This is a genomic window from Maribacter huludaoensis, from assembly GCF_029350945.1.
In the GTDB taxonomy this organism is placed as follows: Bacteria; Bacteroidota; Bacteroidia; order Flavobacteriales; family Flavobacteriaceae; genus Maribacter; species Maribacter huludaoensis.
Map to the genome: position 1 here is coordinate 690,496 of NZ_JARKMS010000001.1, position 26,699 is coordinate 717,194.

General features: G+C 36.5%; 29 protein-coding genes. 14 read left to right on the plus strand and 15 right to left on the minus strand.

Annotated elements, in window-relative coordinates; translation table 11 throughout:
* The first annotated feature begins 75 nt into the window (after positions 1-75).
* Positions 76-741, plus strand: a complete 666-nt coding sequence (locus PXC01_RS03035) for a hydrolase (RefSeq protein WP_276470903.1) — start codon at positions 76-78, stop codon at positions 739-741.
* A gap of 3 nt (positions 742-744) precedes the next feature.
* Here the strand turns inward: PXC01_RS03035 and PXC01_RS03040 are convergent, their stop codons facing one another.
* The gene (locus tag PXC01_RS03040; RefSeq protein WP_276470904.1) at positions 745-1,182 is read right to left on the minus strand and encodes a Rieske (2Fe-2S) protein; all 438 of its coding nucleotides are present in this window, start codon (positions 1,180-1,182) and stop codon (positions 745-747) included.
* Positions 1,183-1,315: 133 nt separating this feature from the next.
* Here PXC01_RS03040 and greA point away from each other — a divergent pair, with 133 nt between their 5' ends.
* The gene (greA, locus tag PXC01_RS03045; RefSeq protein WP_036157110.1) at positions 1,316-1,792 is read left to right on the plus strand and encodes a transcription elongation factor GreA; all 477 of its coding nucleotides are present in this window, start codon (positions 1,316-1,318) and stop codon (positions 1,790-1,792) included.
* Positions 1,793-1,871: 79 nt separating this feature from the next.
* Positions 1,872-2,261: an HIT family protein gene (locus PXC01_RS03050; RefSeq protein WP_276470905.1), complete on the plus strand. Its 390-nt coding sequence runs from the start codon at positions 1,872-1,874 to the stop codon at positions 2,259-2,261.
* Here PXC01_RS03050 and PXC01_RS03055 read toward each other — a convergent pair.
* On the minus strand, positions 2,258-2,608 hold the full coding sequence (locus tag PXC01_RS03055) for a hypothetical protein (protein ID WP_276470906.1): 351 nt from the start codon (positions 2,606-2,608) through the stop codon (positions 2,258-2,260). The genes PXC01_RS03050 and PXC01_RS03055 overlap by 4 nt on opposite strands.
* Positions 2,609-2,610: 2 nt before the next feature.
* Positions 2,611-3,759, minus strand: a complete 1,149-nt coding sequence (locus tag PXC01_RS03060; protein ID WP_276470907.1) for a sensor histidine kinase — start codon at positions 3,757-3,759, stop codon at positions 2,611-2,613.
* A 126-nt stretch (positions 3,760-3,885) separates the two neighbouring features.
* On the opposite strand from PXC01_RS03060, the gene PXC01_RS03065 reads away from it, so the two are divergent.
* Entirely contained in the window at positions 3,886-4,263 is a 378-nt protein-coding gene (locus PXC01_RS03065) for a DUF3127 domain-containing protein (protein WP_276470908.1), read from the plus strand.
* 131 nt (positions 4,264-4,394) lie between these two features.
* Positions 4,395-5,027, plus strand: coding sequence for a leucyl/phenylalanyl-tRNA--protein transferase (gene aat, locus PXC01_RS03070; protein WP_276470909.1), 633 nt, complete (start codon positions 4,395-4,397; stop codon positions 5,025-5,027).
* Here the strand turns inward: aat and PXC01_RS03075 are convergent.
* From PXC01_RS03075 to PXC01_RS03100, 6 genes are all read right to left on the minus strand, one after another.
* Positions 5,019-5,711, minus strand: coding sequence for a DUF2490 domain-containing protein (locus PXC01_RS03075; protein ID WP_276470910.1), 693 nt, complete (start codon positions 5,709-5,711; stop codon positions 5,019-5,021). The two genes, aat and PXC01_RS03075, sit on opposite strands and share 9 nt — an antisense overlap.
* Positions 5,692-6,279, minus strand: a complete 588-nt coding sequence (locus tag PXC01_RS03080) for a hypothetical protein (protein WP_276470911.1) — start codon at positions 6,277-6,279, stop codon at positions 5,692-5,694. Before PXC01_RS03080 ends, PXC01_RS03075 begins: the two co-directional genes overlap by 20 nt.
* A gap of 21 nt (positions 6,280-6,300) precedes the next feature.
* Complete coding sequence (locus PXC01_RS03085) at positions 6,301-6,864, minus strand: DNA-3-methyladenine glycosylase I (RefSeq protein WP_276470912.1); 564 nt, start codon at positions 6,862-6,864, stop codon at positions 6,301-6,303.
* A 38-nt stretch (positions 6,865-6,902) separates the two neighbouring features.
* Positions 6,903-7,862, minus strand: coding sequence for a sodium-dependent bicarbonate transport family permease (locus tag PXC01_RS03090; protein ID WP_276470913.1), 960 nt, complete (start codon positions 7,860-7,862; stop codon positions 6,903-6,905).
* Positions 7,863-7,947: 85 nt separating this feature from the next.
* Positions 7,948-8,112 carry a hypothetical protein gene (locus tag PXC01_RS03095; protein ID WP_276470914.1) on the minus strand — a complete coding sequence of 55 codons (165 nt, stop codon included), beginning with the start codon at positions 8,110-8,112 and terminating at the stop codon, positions 7,948-7,950.
* Positions 8,113-8,131: 19 nt separating this feature from the next.
* The gene (locus PXC01_RS03100) at positions 8,132-8,452 is read right to left on the minus strand and encodes a hypothetical protein (RefSeq protein ID WP_276470915.1); all 321 of its coding nucleotides are present in this window, start codon (positions 8,450-8,452) and stop codon (positions 8,132-8,134) included.
* Between the two features lie 89 nt (positions 8,453-8,541).
* Here PXC01_RS03100 and PXC01_RS03105 point away from each other — a divergent pair, with 89 nt between their 5' ends.
* From PXC01_RS03105 to PXC01_RS03130, 6 genes are all read left to right on the plus strand, one after another.
* Positions 8,542-9,465: a LysR family transcriptional regulator gene (locus PXC01_RS03105; RefSeq protein ID WP_276470916.1), complete on the plus strand. Its 924-nt coding sequence runs from the start codon at positions 8,542-8,544 to the stop codon at positions 9,463-9,465.
* A 509-nt stretch (positions 9,466-9,974) separates the two neighbouring features.
* The gene (locus PXC01_RS03110) at positions 9,975-10,661 is read left to right on the plus strand and encodes a TetR/AcrR family transcriptional regulator (RefSeq protein WP_276470917.1); all 687 of its coding nucleotides are present in this window, start codon (positions 9,975-9,977) and stop codon (positions 10,659-10,661) included.
* Positions 10,654-12,336 carry a peptidase domain-containing ABC transporter gene (locus PXC01_RS03115; RefSeq protein WP_276470918.1) on the plus strand — a complete coding sequence of 561 codons (1,683 nt, stop codon included), beginning with the start codon at positions 10,654-10,656 and terminating at the stop codon, positions 12,334-12,336. The genes PXC01_RS03110 and PXC01_RS03115 overlap by 8 nt, the downstream gene beginning before the upstream one ends.
* Positions 12,329-13,681: an HlyD family secretion protein gene (locus PXC01_RS03120; protein WP_276470919.1), complete on the plus strand. Its 1,353-nt coding sequence runs from the start codon at positions 12,329-12,331 to the stop codon at positions 13,679-13,681. Before PXC01_RS03115 ends, PXC01_RS03120 begins: the two co-directional genes overlap by 8 nt.
* Positions 13,682-13,683: 2 nt before the next feature.
* Positions 13,684-15,087: a TolC family protein gene (locus PXC01_RS03125; RefSeq protein WP_276470920.1), complete on the plus strand. Its 1,404-nt coding sequence runs from the start codon at positions 13,684-13,686 to the stop codon at positions 15,085-15,087.
* 58 nt (positions 15,088-15,145) lie between these two features.
* Positions 15,146-15,760 (plus strand): thioredoxin family protein, encoded by a 615-nt coding sequence (locus PXC01_RS03130; protein ID WP_276470921.1) that lies wholly within the window; start codon positions 15,146-15,148, stop codon positions 15,758-15,760.
* A 26-nt stretch (positions 15,761-15,786) separates the two neighbouring features.
* Here the strand turns inward: PXC01_RS03130 and PXC01_RS03135 are convergent, their stop codons facing one another.
* From PXC01_RS03135 to PXC01_RS03160, 6 genes are all read right to left on the minus strand, one after another.
* Positions 15,787-16,515 carry a hypothetical protein gene (locus PXC01_RS03135; protein WP_276470922.1) on the minus strand — a complete coding sequence of 243 codons (729 nt, stop codon included), beginning with the start codon at positions 16,513-16,515 and terminating at the stop codon, positions 15,787-15,789.
* 64 nt (positions 16,516-16,579) lie between these two features.
* Positions 16,580-17,293 carry a tRNA pseudouridine(55) synthase TruB gene (gene truB, locus PXC01_RS03140; RefSeq protein ID WP_276470923.1) on the minus strand — a complete coding sequence of 238 codons (714 nt, stop codon included), beginning with the start codon at positions 17,291-17,293 and terminating at the stop codon, positions 16,580-16,582.
* 22 nt (positions 17,294-17,315) lie between these two features.
* Positions 17,316-18,113: an undecaprenyl-diphosphate phosphatase gene (locus PXC01_RS03145; protein WP_276470924.1), complete on the minus strand. Its 798-nt coding sequence runs from the start codon at positions 18,111-18,113 to the stop codon at positions 17,316-17,318.
* A complete protein-coding gene (locus PXC01_RS03150) occupies positions 18,114-18,377 on the minus strand; it encodes a DUF3098 domain-containing protein (RefSeq protein WP_276470925.1) in 264 nt (87 codons plus the stop codon).
* Positions 18,378-18,386: 9 nt separating this feature from the next.
* On the minus strand, positions 18,387-19,265 hold the full coding sequence (locus PXC01_RS03155) for a cell division protein FtsX (RefSeq protein ID WP_276470926.1): 879 nt from the start codon (positions 19,263-19,265) through the stop codon (positions 18,387-18,389).
* Positions 19,266-19,328: 63 nt separating this feature from the next.
* Positions 19,329-21,203 (minus strand): T9SS type B sorting domain-containing protein, encoded by a 1,875-nt coding sequence (locus PXC01_RS03160; protein WP_276470927.1) that lies wholly within the window; start codon positions 21,201-21,203, stop codon positions 19,329-19,331.
* A 114-nt stretch (positions 21,204-21,317) separates the two neighbouring features.
* Between PXC01_RS03160 and PXC01_RS03165 the strand changes: the two genes are divergently transcribed.
* The 3 genes from PXC01_RS03165 to ald all read left to right on the plus strand — a co-directional run bounded on the left by PXC01_RS03165 (position 21,318) and on the right by ald (position 26,652).
* Entirely contained in the window at positions 21,318-22,178 is an 861-nt protein-coding gene (locus tag PXC01_RS03165; RefSeq protein WP_276470928.1) for a UbiA family prenyltransferase, read from the plus strand.
* An 83-nt stretch (positions 22,179-22,261) separates the two neighbouring features.
* The gene (locus PXC01_RS03170) at positions 22,262-25,294 is read left to right on the plus strand and encodes a leucine--tRNA ligase (RefSeq protein ID WP_276470929.1); all 3,033 of its coding nucleotides are present in this window, start codon (positions 22,262-22,264) and stop codon (positions 25,292-25,294) included.
* 257 nt (positions 25,295-25,551) lie between these two features.
* Entirely contained in the window at positions 25,552-26,652 is a 1,101-nt protein-coding gene (ald, locus tag PXC01_RS03175) for an alanine dehydrogenase (RefSeq protein ID WP_276470930.1), read from the plus strand.
* Positions 26,653-26,699: the final 47 nt, after the last annotated feature.

The window sequence follows — 26,699 nt, forward strand, 5'->3', positions numbered from 1 at the left end:
GTTGTCTTAAATATTTGTTGAGAATGTAAGGCGCATAGTGGAATAATCTAAATTAGGAGACTAATTCTCAGGTTTATGGAGCGCAACATTCCAGTTTTTGGCAGTAGGTTAAGAAACAATATAGTAACGGTGCCAGAGGTCATTTCTCAATGCTCTGGCATTCGTGTTTTTGGGCAATCTATAAAGTCGTTTTTATTTTGTACTGACGTAGCTATTATAAGAAATACCAATGCCAATGCAATTATAGCGGTATATCCGTTTACACCGCAACCGGTAATATCAAATGCTTTGATATTGGCTGCCGACAAACCTATATTTTGTGGGGTCGGTGGCGGATTAACAACCGGGGTACGGTCTTTAGAGTTGGCAATACATGCAGAATTTCAAGGTGCTTTAGGGGTGGTTTTAAATAAGCCTACCCCTAACAGCCTTATAACCATGCTCAAGGAAAAAATTGATATACCGGTAACCATTACGGTGGTTTCGGAAAAAGATGATATTAAAGGTAGAATAGATGCAGGTGTAGATATATTCAATGTGTCCGGCGCAGCTAAAACTGCAGATATCATTAAAAAAATTAGGGATTTAAATGATAAGGTCGCCATCATTGCCACGGGTGGAAAATCTGACGATTCTATAGTTGCAGCAATAGATGCCGGGGCAAATGCAATATCGTATACACCACCAAGTACAGGTGAGCTGTTCAAGGAAATAATGGAGAAATACCGCGCTGAAGAATAATGCTTAATTAGAGATTATTACGCTGCCACCACTTAAAACTGCACGATATTCTAACATATCATAATAGCGATTTTCATCCTCGGGTCTATTAAACAGTTGACCCGTAAATAGAAGGTATTCAAAATCTTCGCAAGAACAAGTAACAGTTTGCCCGTTCAACACCATTGTAGAGCAATCATTAGGGGCGTGATTTGGGCAGCTACCTTCAAAAGCTCTAAATTGATTAATGCTTGATTGAATTACAAAAACACCTCTTGTGCCGGCAAGATCACTTGGAATATAGATCGCACTACCAATATTTGTAAGAGGACTATATAAAGGCAGGTTTAAATTAGCTTCAAAACGAAAATTGATTTCCTGTAAATACGGATTTCTGTTTGTACCATCATTACTGCAAGCGGTGATAATCAATAGAATTACGATGCTTAATCTCTTTATCATGGTTAAAATTTAGTTTTAAAAAACTTCAGCAAATGTGCGTAAAAATTATGTATATTTGTGTTAAATCCTCTCTTAAAAAGCCGAATTAACAGGCATTTGCAGAGGATTTGTCTATTTATAAAACGAGGAAGTTATGAGTAACATATCATACTATACTGTCGAAGGGTTAAAAAAACTTAAGGCAGAACTAAATCATTTACGTGATGTTGAACGCCCAAAGGCATCTCAAGCAATTGCAGAGGCAAGGGATAAAGGAGATTTGTCAGAAAACGCAGAATATGACGCTGCCAAAGAAGCACAGGGTCTTTTGGAAATGAAAATTTCCAAGATGGAAAACACCGTGGCCAATGCACGTATAATTGATGAGTCGCAATTAGATACCTCTAAGGTTCTGGTACTTTCTACCGTGAAGTTAAAAAATCAAAACAATGGCATGGAAATGAGCTATAAATTGGTAGCGGAAAGTGAGGCGGACCTTAAAACGGGCAAAATATCTGTAAGCTCACCAATTGGCAAAGGACTTTTAGGTAAAAAAGTGGGAGATACTGCTGAAATTACTGTTCCTAGCGGAGCAATAAAATTTGAAATTCTTGAAATAACAAGAGCTTAAAATTTTTAAATAACTATATTTAATCCTATCCTTTTTAAAAGGGTAGGATTTTTTAATTTCCATTAAATAGCAAACGACTATGCCAACGATTTTTACCAAGATCATAAATGGTGAAATACCATGCTTTAAAGTAGCGGAAGATGAAAATTTCTTAGCATTCTTGGATATCAACCCAAACGCTAAAGGGCACACCTTGTGTATACCTAAAAAAGAGGTAAATAAAATATTGGACTTGGATGAGAAAACGTACCTTGGTCTCATGTCATTTTCAAGAAAAGTGGGCAAGGCGCTGGAAAAAACTGTTGAATGTAAGCGAATTGGCATGTCTGTTATTGGGTTAGAAGTACCGCATGTGCATGTTCATTTAATTCCGTTGAACGAAATGAAAGATGCAACTTTTCAACACAAGGTTAAGCTAAGTAATGAAGAGTTGGCAGAACTGGCCCAGGAAATTGGAGCTAAGATTTAAATGGCACCAGAAATAAAAAGGTAAATAGCTCCTGCTACCAAGGCAATCATAGCTAACAAAAGTCCATAAAAAAATAGTGTTGGTTGAGATGATTTTTTGGCTGGAACAGCCGTTTTTTGATAATAGTTGAACATACGCTCTATATCATCCGTCCAACTTACTGGGTAGATTGTGGTGTGGCAAGTATTACAGACTAATTTATTGCTGAGGTCTCCAGTAATTTTATGAAAAAAGCTACCGTAGGTGTGTTTTTGATAAAAAGTAAGACTTAAATCCTGATTAAAACACTCCGGACAGTTATTCGTTAGTTTGGCTTCTTTAATAACTTCTAATTTTTCCTTGGCCATAATTATTGAGACACTTTTAAAGAAATTTGCATTATAGTTCCTTCTTTGCCAGATGATAATACTTTTATTTTACCGTCATGATATTCTTCAACAATACGCTTAACCAAAGAAAGTCCTAAGCCCCAACCTCTCTTTTTTGAGGTGAAACCGGGTGTAAAGATACTATTATAGTTGCTTTTTGAAATTCCATGCCCTGTATCGGCTATTAAAATGTTTACATATTTATGATCTTGAACTAATTCTATGGCAATACTGCCTTTGCCTCTCATGGCGTCAATTCCGTTTTTAACTAAATTTTCTATGGTCCAATTGTACAATGAACTGTTTAACATTACCGGTAGGTGATCCACTTTTGTACTAAATGAAAAATGAATCAGTTTTGAACTTCTTCGCTTTAAGTACTCAAAAGCATCTTTCGTTTCTTTTACAATATCACTTTCTACCAGTTTTGGTAAAGAACCAATTTTAGAGAAACGCTCTGTAATAGTTTGCAATCTATCAATATCCTTTTCTATTTCTTTGGTTATGCTTGGGTTAATGGCCTCAGATTTTAAAAGCTCGTTCCAGCCCAAAAGAGAAGAAAGTGGTGTGCCTATTTGGTGTGCGGTTTCTTTTGCCATACCTGCCCATAATTTATTCTGTTCAGAGGCTTTGTTGGTTCTGAACAAAAAATAGATAACCGCTGCAAAAAGAAAAATAATAAGGAGTAAGGCAATAGGATAATATTTGAGTTTGGTTAAGACGTCAGAATTTCCATAATATAAAGTAGCCAAATGTTCACCTTGCTGATCTATAGAGATCGGTGTGTTTTCATTCTTAAATTTTCGAAGTTGGCTTTGAATGTATGCAGAGTCCTTTAATTTATTAGGAGGAAAGTTGTTGACCCTTATCGATTTGTCCTTGTTGATAAGAATCATTGGGGTAGAGGTGTTATTCTGAAAAACCTTTAAATGCAAACTGCCTAAATCAACGGTTTCTGAAGATTGTAGAAATTCTGATTGGGCGGTGGCCCAAATTTCCATTTTAAGGCGTTCTTCTTCTTTAAATTGTTTAAAAAAGCTATTGGTATTCCATAAGATAAGGCTCACAACTAGAAAGGAGCCTATCAATAGAAAAATGTTGGAAATTTTGTTTTTAGGAATAAAGTTCATCCAATAGTTATCTAATACTAAAGATAACCCTAATTGTGAATAATTGTTGTGTGGTTATCGTTGTAGTCTGTTTTATAACAACATCATTTTATGTATTTTTGGACTCTATTGTAAAAAGAGTTCAAGATGGAAATAGAAGGTAAAGTAAAATTGATAGGAGAAACCCAAACTTTTGGGTCTAATGGCTTTAGAAAAAGAGAATTGGTAGTTACTACAGATGAGCAGTATCCACAACATATAATGATAGAGTTTGTTCAAGATAAATGTGATTTATTGAACAACTATGGCGTAGGCCAAGATGTAAAAGTGAGCATTAACCTTAGAGGTAGGGAATGGACAAACCCTCAAGGACAGGTAAAATATTTCAACTCTATTCAAGGGTGGAGAATTGAAGGAGCATCTCAAGGAGCGCCAGCTGCTGGTATGCCACCGGTTGCACCAATGGAAGCTTTTGAGCCTGCGGATAATTTAAATGAAGAAGATCATGATGATCTTCCTTTCTAAGAATAACATATAGATATTTTAGGACGTTAAGTCTTTATAATAGTAAACTTGTTTAGCTTTAAATAGTTAAACAAGTTTTTTTGTTCTAGGTCCTTTATTTATTTTCAATAGACCAAAAGCTTTGGCCAGTCATGTACTTTTTGAACGATGAACTTATTTTTCCGCCAGTAGATAGTGCCAATACAGAAGGCTTATTGGCAGTTGGTGGCGATCTTTCTCCAGAACGGTTGCTCTTGGCATATCAAAGTGGAATTTTCCCTTGGTTTGATAATGATTCGATCATTTTATGGTGGAGTCCTGATCCTAGAATGATTCTGTATCCCCATCAAATAAAAATATCTAAAAGCATGCGCAAAGTTATTCGGAGCAATCAGTTTCGTTTAACCAAAAACACATGTTTTAAAGAAGTTTTGGAGTATTGCTCATCAGTACCAAGGGAAGGACAAGATGGTACATGGATTACAACCGACATGAAAAATGCATATTTAAAATTACATGAAAAGGGTATTGCAAAATCATACGAAGTATGGGAAGGCAATAAATTGGTGGGTGGTTTATACGGTGTAGATTTAGGTGATATTTTCTGTGGCGAAAGTATGTTCAGTTTAACGTCGAACGCATCTAAATTCGCCTTTATCAAACTTGCGGAAGAGTTACAGTCCAAAAATTATAAGTTGATAGATTGTCAACTACATACCGATCATTTAGAAAGTATGGGTGCGCAAGAAATACCAAGAAAGGAATTCATCAAATATTTAAATTGAGATAACCAAACTGTTCAAGAAAAGGAACACATGTTCTGTATGCTCCGTATAGTTTTCCATTCTAAACTGTATACCAAGTTGGGCCTTTAGGTTTTGAGATATAGACCAACCAATTTGAGAGGTAAGTCGTTGATCGTACATAGGTTTTTCGCTTTTGCCCATGCTTATCAAAGATTCTGTAGTAGCTACCAAATAGGGCTCGCCAACATCCATTTTTAAACCTTTTAACGGAATATCTATAGCAAAACGATATCTAAAACGATGCACAGTCTTAGAGGGTTGAATGCGTTGCTCAATTCTAAATCTATTACCAAAACGTGCACTGGTCGTTTGTTTTATGATATTGAATTGTTGGGTTAGTCTAAGTTCATTTTCCTTAGTATTTTCAAATGCCTCCCTAAACCTGTATTGAATTCCTAGACCTATAGATTTGTTAGGGTCAATGGCCAATGAAGAAAAATGGGCAATCTCTATTTGTCGTATGTCAAGTTGCGCCTTGTTATCACGATAGGTATAATTTCGGTTAGTTAAAGAAAAGTTCTGTTTAAGTAGTGGGGTCAGTTTATAGTTTAAGGCAACTTCAGGTTCCCAATATGTTGTGCTACTATTTTGTGAAATTACGTAGTTGACACTAAATAATAGGAAGGTAATGATAAGCCAAACCCTAATACAGAACGTGGTCATAATTTGGTGGAAGAGAAGTTCTTATTTTTTTAAAGTTTCCATTGGCATCAAACAGAATTTCATAATCTAAATAGCCCTCGTCTTTCTTGCCAACAACCATAATTTCATAATTATTAGAGGAAAGAATTAGATTTTGAAATGCGTTTTTAAAAATATCCTTTACCTGTTCTTTATTTGAAGGATATTGCTGTTGAAGTCTTTTTATTTTATATTTTGTGAAATTATTGTTCAAATAGTCAGTTATTTTGGCATAAGTATCATTGGGTACATCTGTAGGTTCAATTAGAACTTCTATATCTTCTAACATGCCTTCTTCATTAAATTCTATACTGTACCAAAGCTTGTCTTTTTTAAGTTTTACTTCATAACTAACTTTAGTACTATCCGTCTCTTTATAAAATTTAATACGCTTAAAGTCGGTTACATTCTCATAAATGTTCGCAATCGCTAAAGCTGGAAATTGAGATTTTAAAATGCGGTGTTCCCTCTCATATTTGTATTGGGAATAATTTATCTGAAAACAAAAAAGTAAACCGATGAATGCTATTTTTTTAAGCGTATTTTTCATGTTGATTGTAATTGGTTTGTGCTATACCTCATGATATCTAAAACAATCTATTTGATGGTCGTTTACCATGCCAGTGGCCTGCATAAACGCATAAATAATAGTACTGCCTACAAATTTAAAACCGCGCTTTTTTAGGTCTTTACTAATGGTATCTGATATGGGTGTATTGGCAGGGGCATCTTTGTAATTTATTACTTTGTTCGTAATAGGTTCATTGTTTACAAATTTCCAGATATAGCTACTAAAACTACCAAATTCTTTCTGAATTTCCATGTAGGCAATGGCATTGGTCACCGTAGCCCTTACTTTAAGTTTGTTTCTAATAATCCCCTCATTTTGTAGTAAAGTTAGAATTTTGGTTTCAGGATATTTAGCAATTTTTTTATAATCGAAATGATCGAATGCTACCCTAAAATTTTCTCGTCTCTTTAAAATGGTAATCCAACTTAAACCAGCTTGAAAAGTTTCTAATACTAAAAATTCGAACAACAGATTATCGTCTTTAACGGGTACCCCCCATTCCTGGTCATGATAAGCTTCGTAAAGAGCATCACCTTTGCACCAGCCACATCTTTCTTTATTCATGAAATAAAAGTACTATTAATTGAGTTCTGGTCAAATTATTACCAGTTAACAATACATAAATAAAGGGGCATACCCAAGGTTATGTTGAAGGGAAACGTAATAGCAAGTGCCATGGGTAAATACAAGCTAGGGTTTGCTTTTGGTGCTGCTAGGCGCATAGCGGCCGGTACGGCAATGTAAGATGCACTGGCCGCTAAGATGGCAAATAGAAATCGATTACCAACGCTTTCGGTAAATATTGAGCTTACCATAGCAACCAAGCATCCGTTCATTATTGGGATCACTATGGCAAAAAGGAATGCGAACCAACCCTTTTTGAGGAAATCTGCTAATTTTTTACCACTTGTAATACCCATGTCCAAAAGGAACACCGCTAAAAAACCTTTAAAAATATCAGTTGTAAATGGTGCTATGCCCCTTGCGTGTTGGTCACTGGCCAAAAAACCAATGATCAAGCTGCCTATGATTAGAAGAACACTACCATTGGTAAGAGAATGTCTTAAAACATTAGGTAAGGATATTTTATTTTGTTTATTTTTTTGGAAATATGACATTAACAGTACTCCAATAATTATGGATGGAGCTTCCATAAGTGCCATTACAGCTACCATATGCCCGCCAAACTCAATTTGTTCCATTTCAAGAAATGATACCGCTGTTACAAAAGTTACGGCACTTACAGAACCATAAGAAGCTGCTATGGCTCCAGAGTTGGCGACACTAAATTTTCTTCTTAATATAAAATAGGTATAGATAGGTACGAACAGTGCCAAGAATATACCGAATAATAAAGACCATAGAATTTCTATGTCCATATTGCTGTGTGAAAGTTCCTGGCCACCTTTAAACCCTATTGAAAACATTAAGTAAAGTGATATGAATTTTGATGAATTAGGAGGAATTTCCAGGTCACTTTTTAGTTGAACGGCTATAACTCCCAAGAAGAAAAAGAGCAGGGCCGGGTTGGTCAGATTATCTAACAATAAATTCAAATCCATAAAAGTATATTTAGAAATTGGTTAAAGGGAGCTTTAAATATTGATGCTCCCTTTTACTTGTATATTCAGAAGAACAACTTGTTTTTTAGTTTTCGTTACCTCTTGTTCTAATGAATATTATTAAGGTGATAAGGCTACAGGAAATCAGAATTTGATTTAAGAAAAGAGCATTGTTCTTATATGAAATAAGTACTAATGTAGCCATGAACAGAAATGTTGCTAAAACAGAAAGATTTGCTTTTTTATACATACAGATTTTTTTAAAGAGATTAGGCGTTTTCGTTTACCGTTATTTCCAAAACCCCATTAATGGAAATAGTGAAATTTTTACCATACTTGTCCTTAAAAAAATCATTTGAAGTAATCTTGTCGTTTTCAAGTTGTTTAATACGGTCATCGGCGAATTCTGTATTTGATTTTGATGAACCTTCATAAAGGGCAAGACGTTGTAGCTTATGAAAATTTATTTTTTCATTAATAAGATTTTTGACAATGTCATTTGCTTCAGAAACTGTAAACTCACCGTCCACAAGTTGAATTTTCTGTTTCTTGGTAGTTTTTTTGACTTCATTTTTAATTACTGCATCCATAATTTTAAGTTTTAATTCGGTTGCAAATCTTATATTTTTTATTCATTAAATTTTATTTATATTTATTATGGTATACATAAAAAATATTTATGAATTATACATTGCATCAGTTGAGAATATTTCTGCAAATAACAGAAAGTCAGAGTATTACAAAGGCTTCTGAAGAGTTGTTTTTAACCCAGCCTGCGGTATCCATTCAATTAAAAAATTTTCAAGATCAGTTCTCTATTCCCTTGACGGAAGTAGTAGGAAGAAAGCTGTATGTGACCGATTTTGGAAAAGAAATTGCAAGTGCCGCCAAAAAGATTCTGAATGAAGTAGATGCTATTAATTATAAAATTCTTTCCTATAAAGGAGAGCTGGCGGGTAAATTAAAATTTTCAGTAGTTTCTACCGGTAAATATGTTATGCCGTATATGCTCTCTAATTTTTCTCATCAAAATAAGGGTGTTGATTTAATAATAGATGTTACAAATAAAACACAGGTAGTAGAAAGTCTTGAATTGAATGCGGTGGATTTTGCCATGGTATCGGTTCTGCCAAAAAAATTGAAAGTAGAACGCGTAGAGCTTATGCAGAATAAACTGTATTTGATTGCCGGTAAAAAAGGCTTGAATAATAAAAATCTCTCTCGAAGGAAAATTTTTGAGCAATCGCCCTTAATATATAGGGAAGTAGGTTCGGCAACAAGAGCTGCAATGGAAACCTTTATAATTAAGAACAAATTTGAAGTTAGAAAGAAAATTGAGTTAACTTCTAATGAAGCCGTTAAACAAGCTGTAATCGCTAGTTTGGGTTTTTCAATTATGCCAATAATTGGGTTAAGGAATGAATTAAAAAATAATGATGTACAGATAATTCCGGTCAAAGGTCTGCCAATAGAAACAAAATGGAACTTAATTTGGCTTAAATCAAAAAAATTATCGCCTACTGCCTTGGCATTTTTGGATTATCTTGAAAAAGAGAAGCATCAGGTAATTCAAGATAATTTTGACTGGATTAGTGCTTATTAAACAAATTTTAAACCTTAGCTGTCCGTTCTCGTAATGGTTTAATTTGTTTGTCATCCATGTATATAATTGGTATGGCAAACAGCAATGGCATGTGTTAAAAATTGTTTTCTTTTCGTAACATTAACTGCACTAAGGAGCAATACTTCGTCTTTCCTTATTTTAAAGTTTGCTTTTAGACTTTATTTCATTCGTCTGTGAATTTTTGCTAAATACTTTATGACGAGAAATACTGGTTCTGTATATTAATTCTTGTGTCAGTAATGGTTTAATAATTGCTTTTGCCTGATTTTTTTTGTTTTGACCATAATACAGGCTAGAATCATAATTTCTATTTGTAACGCTATCAATTCTTTCTTTAGAATCTTAAAAGTTAGATGTACGAACTCTTTTTAGATAGAAATTTACAGAGAACATAAAATTTAGATTGTTTTACTTTTATAAATAAATGTTAAACTATTACTACATGATAGTATTACTATTATATTTGTAATCGTTATAATCAAAATAGTATGGATAGGCTATTGCAAGGAGTTCAAATAAGAATCAATGAGAAGCTATATGTAAAAGACCCTGAGTCTTCGGGTCTTGGTAAAAAAATTATTGAATTTAGTATTCAATTGATCAATGATATAGGCTTTGAAAGTTTTACCTTTAAGAAGTTGGGTGTTCAAATAGGATCAAATGAAAGCTCCATTTATCGGTATTTTGAAAATAAGCACAAATTACTATTGTATTTAACCTCTTGGTATTGGGGTTGGATGGAGTATCAATTGGTCTTTGCTACCAATAGTATTAAAAATCCTAAGGAAAAGTTGCTAAAGGCTATATTCATAATGACCAAAACAACTAAAGAAGATTCGGATTTTTCTCATATCAATGAAATTTTATTGAACAATATTGTTATAAACGAATATTCAAAATCTTACCTGACAAAGGAAGTAGATGCAGAGAACAAAGAAGGGTTCTATGCAATTTATAAAAGATTGGTGAGTAGATTGGCAGAAATGATAATTGAGGTAGATGCTTCCTATGAGTACCCTACTAGTTTGGCAAGTACCATTTTAGAAAACGGTCTACATCAACATTTTTTAAAAGAGCATTTTCCGTCGTTGACAGATTGCACCAACAAAATAACACCTACACAATATTTGACACACCTTGTGTTCAACACCCTAAACAGCACTACAGATGAATAAAAATATATTGACCGCCTGGCAACGTTTTCTGGGTCTTTTAAAATTAGACAAGAAAGACGTATTTCAGGTATTCTACTACGCAATTTTTGCCGGTGTAGTAAACCTTTCTTTGCCTTTGGGGATACAGGCCATTATCAATTTAATGCAGGGCGCACAGATAAGTACATCATGGATCGTTTTGGTCATTGGTGTTACTATTGGTGTAGCTTTTGTAGGTATTCTGCAATTAATGCAAATACGTATAATTGAAAATGTGCAGCAAAAGATTTTTACCCGGGCCTCATTTGAATTTGCGTATCGTTTTCCTAAAATCAAAATGAGTGAGTTGTACAACTATTATCCACCGGAATTGGCAAACCGGTTTTTTGACACCCTTACCATCCAAAAATCATTGTCAAAAGTTTTAATAGATTTTCCCGCCGCTTTGTTACAGATCGTTTTTGGTTTGTTACTACTGTCGTTCTACCATCCGTTTTTTATTGTCTATGGACTTTTGTTGTTGCTGTTGATTTATGTAGTGTTCAAATTCACGGCGCAACGTGGTTTGGATACCAGTTTAGATGAGTCTAAGAGCAAATACAAAGTAGCGCATTGGCTGCAGGAAATAGCCCGTTCTATTGTCAGTTTTAAATTATCGGGCAAAACTTCCCATGCGTTGGATAAGAACGATACATTGGTAGTTGAATATTTGAATGCTAGGGAAAGTCACTTTAGGGTAATTGTTCTACAGTTTATTCAAATGATCGGTTTTAAGGTATTGGTAACGGCAGGGCTTCTGCTTATTGGTGGGTTGCTGGTCTTAAATCAAGAAATGAATATAGGTCAGTTTGTTGCTGCGGAGATTATTATTCTTTTGGTCATCGGTTCTGTAGAGAAATTGATCCTTGGTTTAGAAACTTTCTACGATCTTTTAACTTCATTGGAGAAGATGGGTCAAGTAGTAGATAAAGAGCTTGAAATCCAAGAAGGGGAAAAACCATTTTTAGAGAATCAGTCGTTTACGGTAGAGTTGAGCAATATCTCTTATAGTGTGCCAGATCCCAAAAGAGAGATCATTACCAACTTAAGTTTAACCATTTCACCTACGTGTACCATATTGTTAAGAGGAAATAGTGGCTCTGGTAAAAATACCTTATTGCGTTTGATCGCAGGTATTATTGAGCCAGATAGCGGCGGGGTATTTGTAAATGGTGTTTCTTTAAAAGGAATGAACTTAAATTATTATCGTTCTCACCTTGGTCAATCCTTACCGGAAGAATCCCCTTTTGAAGGGACTATTTTACACAACATTACATTTGGTGATAAGGACACGACCAACGAGCAAGTATATTGGGCTTTGGATAAAGTAGGGCTTACGGATTTTGTAAAAAAACAGCCCGAAGGACTTAATACCGTTCTTTATCCAGAAGGGAAACAAATACCTTATACGGTTTCAAAAAAGATCGTTCTGGCCAGAAGTATTGTTCGCAAACCAAAACTCCTAATTTTAAAAGATCCGTTAGATCAATTTAATAGTGAAGAAGCAGATAGGATTCTAAGCTTTTTAAGTGACCCTTCTAACGGTTGGGCATTACTTGTGGTAAGTGAAAATGATAAATGGATAAAAAAATGTTCTCGAATTATTACGATGGACAAAGGACAGATTATTAACGAAATCTCAGGAAAAGATGCTTAATATATCTCATAAAACATTGAACAAAAAAGTGTCTATTGAACGATTTAAATCTGTTCAAAAAGTAAATCATAAAAGGCATTACAAGCATTTTAATAGATTCTTGTTCGCATTTGCCGTGGTAGGGGTAATCGTATTGTTTTTGCCATGGACCCAGACCATAAACGCAAGAGGGTATTTAACTACTCTTACACCGGGCCAAAGACCACAAACAATTCAATCTCAAATACCGGGCAGAATTGAGAAATGGTATGTGCAAGAAGGTGATTATGTAAAAAAAGGAGACACTATACTTTTTATATCTGAGATTAAATCAGAGTATTTTGATCCTAATTTGGTAGAGAGAACAGGGCAACAATTAAAATCGAAAGCATCTTCTGTTACATCATATGGCGATAAGGTAAAGTCCTTGAATAATCAAGTAGCTGCGTTGATCAATGAAAGACGATTAAAATTGGAGCAGGCCAAGAATAAATTGATGCAGGCCAAATTGAAAGCGCAAAGTGATAGTATAGATTTTGAAGCTGCAAAGACCAACATACAGATTGCCGAGCGTCAATATGAACGTACGGCACAATTACAGAGCGAAGGTTTAAAGGCTGTTACAGATGTTGAGGCCAAGCGTTTAAAGCTACAGGAAACCCAGGCAAAGTTACTTTCTCAAGAAAATAAGTTACTGGCGGCCAAGAATGAGATCATCAATGCAGAGGTTGAGATCGGTAGGGTGCAGGCATCGTATACCGATAAGATTTCAAAAGCGCAGAGCGATAAGTTCACTGCAATGTCTAATCAGTTCGATTCGGAAGCTCAGGTAAGTAAGCTTGAAAACGATTATACCAATTATCAAATGCGAAACCAGCTTCGTTATGTTAGGGCGCCACAAAACGGTTATATCAACAAAGTGCTTACCGCCGGTATAGGAGAGACTTTTAAGGAAGGTACGCCATTGGTGGGTATTATGCCGGCAGATTATGATATGGCGGTAGAAACTTTCGTAGAACCAATAGACTTACCGCTGATCCATTTAGGGGAAAGTGTTAGAATTCAATTTGATGGCTGGCCTGCCATAGTATTCAGTGGATGGCCTAATGCATCATACGGAACGTATGCAGGTAAGGTCGTGGCAATTGAAACTTTTATAAACCCTAATGGAAAGTACAGGGTACTGCTTTCTCCAGATAAGGACGATCAGGCGTGGCCGGAAGCGCTTCGCGTAGGTTCTGGGGCAAATACCATTGCCCTGTTGGAAGATGTTCCTATTTGGTATGAACTTTGGCGTCAGTTGAACGGTTTTCCTGCCAATTATTATCAGCCGGAAGGGGCTCAAGATAAACCTGTAAAAAAATAAGGATGAACAGAATTATTATCTTTTTCTATCTATTATTTGGGTTGTTTGTGAACGCCCAGACCGTAGATTCTGTGCAGCTTAATTTTAGGGAGTATTTGGGGTACGTAAAAAAGTACCACCCTGTAGCCAAACAAGCAGAAATGGTAATGAGCGTAGGTCAGGCAAATCTAATGAAGGCGCGTGGCGGTTTCGATCCCAAAATAACCTTGGATTATTCTACAAAAGAGTTTAAAGGGTCAGAGTATTATGATTTATTGAATTCTACCTTTAAAGTACCAACATGGTACGGAATTGAGTTAAAGGGTGAATTTGAGCAATATTCTGGAGAATATTTGAATGCAGAAAGAAATGTACCCGATGACGGATTATATAGTGCAGGGGTGGCCCTTTCATTAGGTCGTGGATCATGGATCAATGAGCGTATGGCCACGGTTAAAAAAGCAAAGTTTTTTAGGGAGCAGTCCAAAGCGGATAGGGATTTGTTGGTCAACCAAATATTGTTCGATGCCTCATTGGCGTATTTCAATTGGTTGCAAGCTTATAGAAATAGTTTGCTCTTCAATGATTTTTTGTTGAATGCCAAGGTGCGGTTAAAAGGGGTCAACCGTAGTGCGCAATCAGGGGAAATTGCCGCTATAGATACGGTTGAGGCAAAAATTGCGGTTCAAAACAGAGCATTGGAAAGAGAGCAGGCAAACGTAACCCTACGTAATGCAAGGTTAGAGCTTTCCAACTATTTGTGGATGGGCGATAATATACCTATGGAGTTGCAGGAAGGGGTCGTGCCAGATACATCCTTGGATACTGAAATAGACCAAGCTTTGGAAATTTTAGGAAAGCCTTTGGATAGTTTTGTGTTAGAGAACCATCCAAAGTTAAGGTCCTTAAGTTATAAAATTGATGGCCTGGTCGTAGACAAGCGTTTAAAAACGAATAAGCTTTTGCCTAGAATTGACGTAGAGTATAAGTTCATTACGGATGAACCTGAATATCTAAATTCTTTTGAAACACAGAACTACAAAGCAGGTCTAAATTTTGAATTGCCCTTGTTTCTTAGAAAAGAACGTGGAGATTTGAAATTGGCAAAACTAAAATTAAGGGACGCACAGTTTGAGCTTGACAATGCCGAAGTGCAGATTCAGAATAAAATAACGGCCATTTATAATGAGTTGGATTCTTTTGAAAATCAGAATGTGCTTATAGATGAAATAGTATCTAGCTATGCGGCATTATTGGCGGCAGAAGAACGAAAATTCAGTTTTGGAGAAAGTTCCCTGTTCTTGATAAACTCTAGGGAGAGTAAGTTGATAGACGCCGTTCTAAAACAAAATCAGGTAGAGAACAAATATTTTACGGCAAAGGCGAAGCTATTCAATAGTCTTGCTGTAAATCCTGAGAATTTGTAAGCATTGCACTTTTAATACTACTAAAGCGTTCCATTACAGATATTAAAATAGTAAACGCATGGAATTAGTTATAGAGGATTTAATAAAAAAGGGATTGGAAACCGGTTTTAGCTATGCGGAATATAGGGCCCTTGTAGCGGATTTAGCTGAGAAAGGAACGTCTACCGGACCTGAGCAAACTGAGGCACTTACACAATACACGCAGTTAAATAACAGCCGTATGCGTAGATGGGACAAAACTTTGAAATTTAGTGATGAGGCGGTTGCCAAAATTAAATCTGTTGATCAAAAAATTTCATGGTTGGTACTGTCCGAAAGTTGGTGTGGCGATGCTTCACCTGCATTGCCGGTAATGAATAAGATTACAGAAATTAATCCCAATATAACTTTATCTATCATTCTTCGAGATGAAAATTTAGATCTCATGGATCAGTTTTTAACTAACGGAGGTAGATCTATTCCTAAGTTGATTGCTTTTAAGGAAGAGAAAGGTAGTTTAGTTTCCACATGGGGTCCACGATCGGCAAAAGCTACGAGATTAGTAGAAGATTATAAGGCGGAACATGGTAAATTAACACCAGAGTTCAAACAAGAACTTCAATTGTTTTATAATAAGGACAAAGGGCAAAGTATTTTAGAAGACCTGTTGTTGTCGTTGCAAAATCAAGAATAGATTCTTAGCGGTTTATGTGTACTTACTTATTTGCCTTGAAATAAATAGGTAATCGTACCTTTTTGAGATTCTTTGCTAGAAGAATTGAATCTTGCCTTCAATGCGTAGTTAATGGCGTTATCTACTAGACAACCATTGGAAGTTCCAGAGCTTTTTGCGTTAAAATCTGCTTCGGTAACATAACCTAGGGCATTTACTTCAATATTGATAACAACTTTACCACCTTCTATGCATGTGTATATTGGTGGAGGTAATTTGTAGTTGTTTCTGTCTACTAAAGAGTAAGAAACAGAGGTTCTTCTTGCGGCTAGATTGTTGGTAAATTCTTTCTTTTGAGCTTCCTTTTCTCCTAAAAGTTGTTTTTTCTCTTCACGTTTTTTTGCCAAAGCTTTAACCCTTTCGGAATAACCGTCATCAGCGATCATATGTTCTGTCGGGTCGCCATCGCTCATTTCATTACGCTCGGCCATAAGCTCCTCTAACGTTTGTAGCGGTTCAGGATTACCATAACTGGGCTTGGCGGTTTCATTATAGGCTAAATGACTTTTAATGGGGTCAGACTCAACTTGCTCTTCTAAGGGTTCTTCCTCTTTTAAAATTTCTTCCAGTACTTCTGGGTCCATGACCATTTCAACCACATAATCTTCGTGAGATTCTTCTTGTGCGCCAAACTGAATATTATACAACACCAATACCACAATAGACATGCTAAAGACAGTGGCAAGTAGTGATAGTTGTTTTCTGTTCAGATTCATGGGTATATAACCTTAATTATACCAAAATATTTTAGAAGATCGATAAATGGTAATCAATAGTTGGCTACCTATTTTCTTCTTTACCTAACAAGATATCGGCGAAAACCAAAGGGTCTTGAGCATTATCTACGTTAAAATCACCTATTTTGGTTCTTCTCAGTGCTGTTAAATGTGCTCCAGAATTTAGGGCCTTTCCAAAATCATGAGCCATAGATCTTATGTAGGTGCCTTTACTGCATGCAATTCTAAAATGAACGTTTGGGCCGTCAATATCCGTAATTTCAAAAGCGCTGACATTTACCTTGCGTTTTGGAATTTCAACAGATTTTCCTTCTCGTGCCAGTTCATATAAGCGCTTGCCATCTTTTTTAAGAGCTGAAAAAACGGGCGGTGCCTGTTCAATATCACCTATAAATTCTTGGGTAGTGGCCTTAATAAGTTCTGGCGTTATATGTTCGGTAGAAAAAGTTTCGTTGATTTCAGTTTCCAGGTCATATGATGGTGTGGTGCTTCCTAAGGTGAAAATTCCCGTATATTCCTTTTCTTGACCTTGGTAATCGGTAATTTTTTTGGTGAACTTCCCTGTGCAGATTACCAAAAGACCTGTTGCCAAAGGATCTAACGTTCCTGCATGACCTATTTTAAATTTCTTTAAGCTGAATTTTTTTCTAATAGCCCATTTCAATTTGTTGACCGCCTGAAAAGAGGACCATTCCAATGGTTTATCGATCAATAATACTTGACCGTTTAAATAGTCTTCTTTGGTCAAATCTTTCATGAATTTGGGTGTTTAGATGGTACTACGGATTAGTGAATCCGTAAATAACGGCAATCAATCCTACTATAAGACAATAAATGGCAAAATAGGATAACTTACTTTTGCGTACCAATTGTATCATCCAGGTACAAGCGGCAAGTCCGGCAACAAAGGCGGCAATAAAACCGGCACCCATTGCAACGTTATTTTCTCCGTCAAATGTTAAGTCTCCGCTCATAAGGTCTTTCGCAATCTTACCAAAGATCAACGGAACCACCATTAAGAATGAGAATCTTGCGGCTTTAGATTTGTCTACGCCTAAAAGAACAGAGGTAGAAATAGTAGCTCCACTTCTTGAAATACCAGGTAGCATAGCTATAGCTTGAGAGATGCCAACTATAAAGGCATTACCAAAACTTACTTTCTTTTCAGTGTCTTTGGCCTTATCTGCAAAGTATAGCAGTACTGCGGTAATGATTAACATAAAGCCCACAAATCTAATATTACCTCCAAAAAAAGCTTCTAATTGTTCTTCAAAGAACAGACCTACAAATACTGCAGGTAGCATGGAAATTATGATTTTAGCGGAAAACTGACTTTCCTCGTTCCATTTAAACTGAAACAGGCCGCTTAAAATTTCCCATATATCTTTTCTGAAAACCACAATAGTACTTAGTGCGGTCGCAAAATGTAGTACAACGGTAAACAGTAAACTTTCTTCTTGTACAGAGTTATCTCCTAAAATGGCTTTGCCCAATTCTAAATGCCCACTTGAAGAAACGGGTAGAAACTCGGTCAATCCTTGAATAATACCGAGTATAATAGCATCTAAAGTATCCAATTAATTTTTCTTTTTGTGTGGGTTCAACAAAATGGCATAAATTTCTATACCTAAGCCAATAAGAACTAAAGTAGGCGCAAGTCTTATTCTTCTAAAATTATATATTTCAGGATTAAAAACATTAGGGTCATCACTACCGCCGCCGCTCATTAAGATAAAACCTATTGCAATACAGGCAATACCTATAAACATGAACATGTAATTTTTCTTTTGAAAAATAAATTCTTGTTTAGAATGCTGTTCTACTTTGTTGTTTTTACTCATGTCGCAAATTTAATAATATAATTCGTCCGTTCTAAGATTTAAGAAGCGTTGGGTCGCGAAATAAGTGCTAATAAACGAAATAAGTATTCCCAATAGAAAAACACTGACAAATAAAATCATCATTATATATGGTTCGTCTAACAATCCCAAATCTTGAAAATTGGTGTTTACATAATATACCACTCCGCCTATGGCCAATAGTGCAATTGCCGCACCGATCATACCAAGTTTAATATTTTGCCATATAAACGGTCTTCTGATAAAGGTCTTGGTAGCCCCTACCATTTGCATGGTCTTTATGATAAACCGTTTAGAATAAATTGATAGACGTATAGAGCTATTGATCAATAGTACGGCTATAAATGTAAATACGGCACTGGCAACTAAAATCCAAAAGCCAATTTGTTCAACACTTTTGGCTACCATGCTTACTAGAACACGATCATAGCTTACTTCATCTACAAAGCTCTTCTCCGAGAGGGTATTTGCAATTTCTTCAACTTTTTCGGCGGTAACAAAATCGGCATTCAATTTTACGTCGATAGAGTTTTTTAGTGGGTTGTATCCTAAATAATCAATAAAATCTTCACCAATATCTTCACTGTGCTGTTTGGCTGCGTCCTCTTTGGATACATACGTTGAAGATTTGGTGTATTCTGACATTGCCAAGGTTTTTTGAAGCTGTTCCACTTCAATTTCTTTGGTATTTTCTTTTAGAAAGACAGAAATGGTAATCTGCTCTTTGGAACGATCTGCCATTTTTTTGGTATTTAAGACCAATAGTCCTAAAATGCCCAGTAGAAATAGGACCAATGCAATACTTAGCACCACTGAAAAATAAGAGGAGATGAGTTTGCGTCTTTGATAATTTTCGAAGGAGTTTGCCATAGTACTTAAAAGTGTCGTAAAAATAGCAAAGTATTGTTAAATGGAACTTAAAAAAACAAAGCCTTAACGTTTTAAGCTAAAGTGTCCTTTAAATTGGGTGGTATCTGCCTTAATGCTATACCAATAATCGTCTTCTGGCATTGGTTCACCTTCAAAAGTGCCGTCCCAGCTAGTGTTGTTTGTATTCCCGAATTTAAGAAGCTTACCGTAGCGATCAAAAATTGAAATGGTAACCGCATTAAAAACTTCTAATCCGTCAGGTTCAAAAAAATCATTGAACGTATCTCCATTGGGCGTAAAGAATTTTTGAATGACCAAATGATAAAACTCTTGGGTTACTACGCCGCAATCCGTATTGTCCCGAACGTAAATAGTGTAAAATCCACCTTCGACAGCTTCAAAAATATTGTTGGGTTGAAATGAAATTCCATCCAATGAATATTCAAAATTTCCTTTGTTAGATGTAGAAACAACTATTGATGGTCCGTCAGATGTAATATTTTCAATTTGTGGTAAATCTATCTGGTCGACTGTAATGGTGCGTGTGGCTGAGCATCCATTTGTATTAGTTACAACGACTTCGTATTCGCCAGCTTCGGTAACATCGATCATTTGGGTAGTAGCACCTGTAGACCATTGGTAGGTGACATTCTCAACTTCGGCGTCTAAAGTGATAAAAGAGTCTTCACATAGAAAAACACTAGCATCTTCAGGTATTACCGGTAATGGATTAACGGTTAAACTGACTGCAGTTCTTGTAGTGGAAGCACATTCAATTTCGGTAGAATTGGCTTCTGCATAATATGTACCTGCAACTCCAATTTCTAAATTTTGGCTATTGGATACTATTAAATTTCCACCGGTAGGGGCGTCATACCAATTTATAGCGTATAGTGATGGTGTATTTACTGATATAGTCCCTATATCGCCTTCGCAAATTTCAACATCCCCGTTGCTAACAGGTGCAGGAGGAATAGGTAATACGATAATGTCAAAAACATCGGATACCACATTGCATAGATTGTTATTGACGTTAACAATGTCCTCTGCTATTTTTGTCCTAAAATAGGTGGTTGTGGTGACGGTAGGTGTATTTAGAATAGCATTGTTTTCTCCCGGTATATCTGTCCATGTTTGTTGATCTGTACTTTGCTGCCATTGGTAGGCATGAGAACTAAAAACGGAAGAGTCCGGTGTTGCGGTAAGCGTTGTGGATACTCCGCCCTGGTCTTCGCAGACTACCAAACTAGCTTCGTTGGTAGGTGTTGAGACCGTAACGTTGTCTCCACAGGATCGAAATAAAATATCATCTATGGCAACATCATTCCCACAGCCACCGTTACTGTTGTTTCTCATCTTAAGGATAACGGATGTTTGGCCAGGTTCGGTTTTAAAAACCAAGGCATATTGTTCCCATACGGTTGTACCGGTTCCTGGTATACTGCCGGTATCTCCTTGGGCCAGCAAATTAGTGTCCGTTGCGTCCCAAATTTGAAAACGGACGTTAACAGGTATGCTGTTGCCGTCACAGCTATTCGCTGGTTGAAGGTTGATCAGCCAAGATGAAAATTCATAAGTAGTATTCTCACATAGGCCCGTAACCTGTCTTTGGTAGAACTCGCCGGCGGTAAAACTGGCATTGACGATAAATGCTTTACCATTGGTATCGCCAGGTGTGTGGTCTTCAATGGATATCCAGTCGAAATAATTAGTAGTGCTAGATACAGTATAATCACCGTCATTGGGCGTGCCTGTGGTAAAATTATAGGTTGTGGTGCCGGGTGCCAGCATAGGACCGTCTGTGGTGCCCGCTCCAAAGTCCTCGGTAAAAATAGGATCGCCAGAGCTACCACCGCAAAAACCTAGCTGCGCCTGAAGTATGGTAATACTGCAGCAGGTAAATAATAATATAAGTAAAATTGTTTTGGGGCACTTCATAATCTAAGGTTAAAGATATACTTTTTAAAAAGATGAATAGTTGTAGTATAGCTTTCATGGCATAGTAGTGTCAAGTAAAGTATTTTTACGAAGATGTGAACTTAACCCAATTGTATGTTGAATTTGTTGGACTTAAAAATTTCCAGGCCTGGACTTTGGTTTCCTACCATTTGGATCTATTTAGTTCCTTTTGCGAATCAGGTAGATTATTGGCAGTCGTTCAATTTTTGGCTAGGTCTATTTTTTGTCACCTTTCCCTTAAACTATCTGGTCTACGGTCTTAATGATTTAAATGATGTTGGTGCAGATGCGGTAAATGATAGAAAAGGAAACTTTCTCTTTGGTGCAAAGGCTTCAAAGTTGCAACTTAAAGGTGTGCTCACTAAAATAATTGTACTTACGACTGTGTTTGTAACTGCGTTTACTTTTATAGCCGGATTAAAAATGTTTTTGTTATTGGTGTTTATGGTCGTCGTAAACATTCTCTATAATTTTAAGCCGTTCAGAATAAAAGAGAGGCCTCCGTTTGAAATATTGATACAGGTTGGGTACGTAGTTACTGTATTCTTTTCTATAGAACTGAATAATTTGGAAACATTGCCATGGCAGACATTGATGTATTTGTCATTGTTTGCATTTCAGGCACATATTGCTGGTGAAATAATGGATATAGAGCCAGATTTGGCTTCGGGAAAAAGAACCACCGCAACTTTGGTAGGGCGTAAAAACTCAAAATTGTTGATGCTTTTGATTTTGGTGTGCGAATCTGTTTTGGTGTGGTACTGGTTTCAAGATATCGTTTTAGCTTCTTTTCTTGGTCTTTTCTCTGCATTTATGGTGTTAGATATTTTTGTGATTTTTAAGGGTAGGGCATATACGTTGCCAGAAATGAAATTGTTTGGTTACCTTATTAATATATCGGCATTGGCTTCAATGCTTTGGGTGCTTTTTAGTGGCAAATTGATAATGGCTTAGGTCTATAGTTATCAATTGGTTTAAACTTTTCCCTTTAGCAGAATAAACCTATTTTTGCGACTTACAGAAAAGAAGTAACTATCATGCAATACAATTTCAACGAAATTGAGGCCAAATGGCAAAAATACTGGGCAGAAAATCAAACATTTAAAGCAGAGAACAATTCTGAAAAAGAAAAGTTTTATGTGCTGGATATGTTCCCTTATCCTTCAGGTGCGGGACTCCATGTTGGCCATCCGTTAGGGTATATTGCCAGTGATATTTATGCACGTTACAAAAGGCATAAAGGTTTTAATGTATTGCACCCGCAAGGGTATGATTCTTTCGGGTTGCCTGCAGAGCAATATGCCATACAAACAGGTCAGCATCCTGCAATAACCACTGCGGCCAATATTAAAACATACAGAAGGCAATTAGATCAATTAGGTTTCTCTTTTGATTGGAGCAGGGAAGTAAGAACTTCTAGTCCTGAGTATTATAAATGGACACAGTGGATATTCATTCAAATATTCAATTCTTGGTATAATACCGATACGGATAAGGCGGAAGATATAGATACTTTGATTTCCGTATTTGAGGCAGAAGGCAATGCCAATGTAAATGCGGTTTGTGATGATGATATTGTTATTTTTTCTGCAGAAGACTGGACCAATTTTTCTGATGTTGAAAAGCAAGAAATTCTTTTAAAATATAGATTAACGTATTTGGCGGATACCGAGGTAAACTGGTGTCCGGCATTGGGTACGGTTTTGGCAAATGACGAAATAGTAAACGGAGTGTCAGAACGTGGTGGTCACCCGGTTGTTCGTAAAAAGATGACCCAGTGGAGCATGCGTATATCTGCCTATGCACAACGTTTGTTGGACGGACTGGATAAGGTAGATTGGCCCCAGCCCTTGAAAGATTCGCAAACCAATTGGATAGGTCGTTCTCAAGGTGCATCGGCTATGTTTAATGTGAAAGACCATGATGAAAAAATAGAGGTTTTTACCACAAGACCCGATACTATTTTCGGAGTCTCTTTTATGACTTTGGCGCCAGAGCACGAATTGGTTGGTAAAATAACTACGGTAGAGCAGAAAGCAGAGGTAGAGGCATATATTGAGGCAACGGCAAAACGTAGCGAGCGTGATCGTATGGCAGATGTAAAAACCATTTCCGGTGCATTTACAGGTGCCTATGCGGAGCACCCATTTACAAAAGAGCCTATTCCAATTTGGATTGGTGATTACGTATTAGCGGGTTATGGAACAGGCGCGGTAATGTCAGTACCATGTGGTGATCAGCGCGATTATGACTTTGCAAAGCATTTTAATATTCCGATACCGAATATTTTTGAGGGAGTTGATATCTCTGAAGAAGCTTTTGCTGACAAGGAAAAAACGGTTATTGCAAATTCTGATTTCTTAAACGGATTGCCGTATAAGAAAGCCATGAAATTGGCCATCTATGAATTGGAAAAACTAGGGCATGGTGAAGGAAAAATAAATTATCGTTTGCGCGATGCTGTTTTTAGTCGCCAAAGATATTGGGGAGAACCTTTCCCTGTATATTATGTAGATGGTATGCCGCAGATAATCGCAAAAGAACATTTGCCGATTGAGTTACCGGAAGTGGAAAAGTATTTGCCAACCGAAACCGGCGAACCACCATTAGGTAACGCTGAGGTATGGGCTTGGGATACCGTTGCCAATAAGGTTGTGAATAATAGCGAGATAAATAATACCACTGTATTTCCATTGGAACTGAATACTATGCCAGGTTGGGCAGGTAGTTCACAGTATTTTAATAGGTATATGGATCCGCATAATAGCGAAGAAATATTCTCAGAGAAAGCCATTAACTACTGGCAAGATGTAGATTTGTATATAGGTGGAAGCGAGCACGCAACAGGTCACTTATTGTACTCTCGTTTTTGGCAAAAATTCATGTTTGATAAAGGTTTGGTGCCTAAAGATGAGTTTGCCAAGAAGTTGATCAACCAAGGAATGATTACGGGGACTAGTGCTTTTTTATATCAAATTATACCTGGTGTAATGGCGACGGATAATTCTTTGTTTATGGGGAAGCCAATAACAGGTTGTTCTAATATTTTGGTTTCAGCGGATATGATTGATTTGATTGGACGTGAGCCTAACGCTTTTGGTTATTTGGAAACAAATAAATCAAAACCAATTTTTGATTTTGTTAAGTCAAAGATTGACAATATTGATGAATATTACTATACAGATGAAAATAACATTATACATGAGTTAGGGTTTAAAATTCTTCGTTTGCATTTTGATGTAAATGTTGTTTTAGGAGATAATACGCTGGACACTAATTTTGTTCAAAACAGTAATAAAAGCAGGTTAAAAGACGATGTCGCATTCGTTTATAATGATGAAGGAAAGTTTATAGTTGAGCGCGAAGTCGAAAAAATGTCCAAATCTAAATACAACGTAGTAAATCCAGATGCTATTTGTGAAGAATATGGTGCAGACAGTCTGCGCTTGTATGAAATGTTCTTAGGTCCGTTAGAGCAATCTAAACCTTGGAACACGGCAGGTATTACCGGAGCACATGGTTTCTTAAAGAAACTGTGGAAATTGTACACGCCATTTTTAGATGAAACCGCGATCGCTGAGCGTAGCCAAAGTGAAGAAGAGCCTTCTAAAGAATCTTGGAAAACATTGCACAAGACCATTAAAAAGGTAGAAGAGGATATTGAAAACTTCAGTTTTAATACATCGGTATCTACTTTCATGATCTGTGTAAATGAACTTTCAGCTCAAAAATGTGTCAGCAGAAAAGTGTTGGAGCCATTGGCAATATTGGTATCGCCATATGCGCCACATATTGCGGAAGAATTGTGGAGCAAATTGGGTCATTCAGATTCTATTGCTACGGCACCATTCCCAAAATTTGAAGAAAAGTATATCAAAGAAAGTGATAAAGAATATCCGATATCCTTTAACGGTAAAATGAAATTTACCATGCAGTTGTCTTTAGATTTAAGTAAAGATGAAATAGAGGCTGCGGTTATGGCACATGAAAAAACCCAACAACAATTGGCAGGGCGTACTCCTAAAAAGGTGATTGTAGTACCTGGTAAAATTGTAAATATTGTTGGTTAACTCTTAAATAGTATAACTGGAAAAGAGGCAATGAGAATTGCCTCTTTTTTTTGCATTAATTATTTATCAAGGTTATGGTTAAATTGAGGGGTATAATTTAAAAATTAATATAAAAATGAAATATACCCCCTAAAAAATTAGGGTATGTTTGTGATAAAATGATAATTATGACACAATACCCCTGTGTTTTGTCGAATTAATGTTTGATATGTTATTAATTAGTTTCAATTTTGCAGTGTAACATTAAATGATAAATCATGATTGTTGGTATTCCAAAAGAAATTAAGAACAATGAAAGCAGGGTAGGTATGACACCGGCCGGAGTTTTCGAATTGGTAAAGAACAACCACAAAGTATATGTACAATCAGGTGCTGGTGAAGGAAGTGGTTTTTTCAATCAAGATTATCAACAGGCAGGTGCTGTAATACTAGATACTATTGGTCAAGTATATGCTATGAGCGAAATGATCGTAAAGGTAAAAGAGCCTATTGCAGAAGAGTATAATTTAATACAGGAAGGTCAAATACTGTTTACATATTTCCATTTTGCGTCAAGTGAGGCATTGACCAAGGCAATGATCAAGCAAAAAGCTGTTTGCATAGCATATGAAACGGTAGAGGATGAAGAAGGAACATTGCCACTTTTAACGCCAATGTCAGAAGTTGCAGGTAGAATGGCCATACAACAAGGTGCTAAATATTTAGAAAAACCTGTAAAAGGCCGTGGAGTGTTATTAGGTGGTGTGCCAGGTGTGGCCCCGGGCAAAGTTTTGGTGTTAGGTGCTGGCGTAGTGGGCATACAGGCTGCTAAAATGGCAGCAGGTTTGGGGGCTCATGTAACTATTTTAGATATTAACATGAAACGTCTGCGTTATGCAAATGATGTAATGCCACCACATGTGGTTACTGAATTCTCTAATGAATTTAATATAAGAAGATTGATCAAGACTCATGATCTTATAATAGGTGGGGTATTGTTGAAAGGTGCCAAAGCTCCAAATTTGATTACTAGAGACATGCTGAAAGAAATGAGGCCGGGAACGGTAATCGTTGATGTTGCCGTAGATCAAGGGGGTTGTGTGGAGACAACAAAGCCTACCACACATGAAGATCCAATTTATATCATTGATGATGTGGTGCATTACTCGGTAGCTAATATGCCGGGAGCAGTACCTTATACATCTACCATGGCATTGACCAATGTAACATTGCCGTATGCATTGAAATTGGCAAATTTAGGTTGGGAAGCTGCGTGTGAAAAAGATGCATCTTTGAAGAAAGGATTAAATATAGTAGAAGGGAATGTAGTATATCAAGAAATTATTGAAGCCTTTGGTTGGGAAGAGATAGTGGCTTAATCTGTACATTTTGTCAGTAAAATATGCCTCGTCATATCCGAAAGGAA

What these genes read in the sequence shown, in the direction of transcription:
- PXC01_RS03035 (WP_276470903.1), top strand. Translation starts at nt 76, where the DNA reads ATGGAGCGCAACATTCCAGTTTTTGGCAGTAGGTTAAGAAACAATATA.
- PXC01_RS03040 (WP_276470904.1), bottom strand. Translation starts at nt 1,182, where the DNA reads ATGATAAAGAGATTAAGCATCGTAATTCTATTGATTATCACCGCTTGC.
- greA (WP_036157110.1), top strand. Translation starts at nt 1,316, where the DNA reads ATGAGTAACATATCATACTATACTGTCGAAGGGTTAAAAAAACTTAAG.
- PXC01_RS03050 (WP_276470905.1), top strand. Translation starts at nt 1,872, where the DNA reads ATGCCAACGATTTTTACCAAGATCATAAATGGTGAAATACCATGCTTT.
- PXC01_RS03055 (WP_276470906.1), bottom strand. Translation starts at nt 2,608, where the DNA reads ATGGCCAAGGAAAAATTAGAAGTTATTAAAGAAGCCAAACTAACGAAT.
- PXC01_RS03060 (WP_276470907.1), bottom strand. Translation starts at nt 3,759, where the DNA reads ATGAACTTTATTCCTAAAAACAAAATTTCCAACATTTTTCTATTGATA.
- PXC01_RS03065 (WP_276470908.1), top strand. Translation starts at nt 3,886, where the DNA reads ATGGAAATAGAAGGTAAAGTAAAATTGATAGGAGAAACCCAAACTTTT.
- aat (WP_276470909.1), top strand. Translation starts at nt 4,395, where the DNA reads ATGTACTTTTTGAACGATGAACTTATTTTTCCGCCAGTAGATAGTGCC.
- PXC01_RS03075 (WP_276470910.1), bottom strand. Translation starts at nt 5,711, where the DNA reads ATGACCACGTTCTGTATTAGGGTTTGGCTTATCATTACCTTCCTATTA.
- PXC01_RS03080 (WP_276470911.1), bottom strand. Translation starts at nt 6,279, where the DNA reads ATGAAAAATACGCTTAAAAAAATAGCATTCATCGGTTTACTTTTTTGT.
- PXC01_RS03085 (WP_276470912.1), bottom strand. Translation starts at nt 6,864, where the DNA reads ATGAATAAAGAAAGATGTGGCTGGTGCAAAGGTGATGCTCTTTACGAA.
- PXC01_RS03090 (WP_276470913.1), bottom strand. Translation starts at nt 7,862, where the DNA reads ATGGATTTGAATTTATTGTTAGATAATCTGACCAACCCGGCCCTGCTC.
- PXC01_RS03095 (WP_276470914.1), bottom strand. Translation starts at nt 8,112, where the DNA reads ATGTATAAAAAAGCAAATCTTTCTGTTTTAGCAACATTTCTGTTCATG.
- PXC01_RS03100 (WP_276470915.1), bottom strand. Translation starts at nt 8,452, where the DNA reads ATGGATGCAGTAATTAAAAATGAAGTCAAAAAAACTACCAAGAAACAG.
- PXC01_RS03105 (WP_276470916.1), top strand. Translation starts at nt 8,542, where the DNA reads ATGAATTATACATTGCATCAGTTGAGAATATTTCTGCAAATAACAGAA.
- PXC01_RS03110 (WP_276470917.1), top strand. Translation starts at nt 9,975, where the DNA reads ATGGATAGGCTATTGCAAGGAGTTCAAATAAGAATCAATGAGAAGCTA.
- PXC01_RS03115 (WP_276470918.1), top strand. Translation starts at nt 10,654, where the DNA reads ATGAATAAAAATATATTGACCGCCTGGCAACGTTTTCTGGGTCTTTTA.
- PXC01_RS03120 (WP_276470919.1), top strand. Translation starts at nt 12,329, where the DNA reads ATGCTTAATATATCTCATAAAACATTGAACAAAAAAGTGTCTATTGAA.
- PXC01_RS03125 (WP_276470920.1), top strand. Translation starts at nt 13,684, where the DNA reads ATGAACAGAATTATTATCTTTTTCTATCTATTATTTGGGTTGTTTGTG.
- PXC01_RS03130 (WP_276470921.1), top strand. Translation starts at nt 15,146, where the DNA reads ATGGAATTAGTTATAGAGGATTTAATAAAAAAGGGATTGGAAACCGGT.
- PXC01_RS03135 (WP_276470922.1), bottom strand. Translation starts at nt 16,515, where the DNA reads ATGAATCTGAACAGAAAACAACTATCACTACTTGCCACTGTCTTTAGC.
- truB (WP_276470923.1), bottom strand. Translation starts at nt 17,293, where the DNA reads ATGAAAGATTTGACCAAAGAAGACTATTTAAACGGTCAAGTATTATTG.
- PXC01_RS03150 (WP_276470925.1), bottom strand. Translation starts at nt 18,377, where the DNA reads ATGAGTAAAAACAACAAAGTAGAACAGCATTCTAAACAAGAATTTATT.
- PXC01_RS03155 (WP_276470926.1), bottom strand. Translation starts at nt 19,265, where the DNA reads ATGGCAAACTCCTTCGAAAATTATCAAAGACGCAAACTCATCTCCTCT.
- PXC01_RS03160 (WP_276470927.1), bottom strand. Translation starts at nt 21,203, where the DNA reads ATGAAGTGCCCCAAAACAATTTTACTTATATTATTATTTACCTGCTGC.
- PXC01_RS03165 (WP_276470928.1), top strand. Translation starts at nt 21,318, where the DNA reads ATGTTGAATTTGTTGGACTTAAAAATTTCCAGGCCTGGACTTTGGTTT.
- PXC01_RS03170 (WP_276470929.1), top strand. Translation starts at nt 22,262, where the DNA reads ATGCAATACAATTTCAACGAAATTGAGGCCAAATGGCAAAAATACTGG.
- ald (WP_276470930.1), top strand. Translation starts at nt 25,552, where the DNA reads ATGATTGTTGGTATTCCAAAAGAAATTAAGAACAATGAAAGCAGGGTA.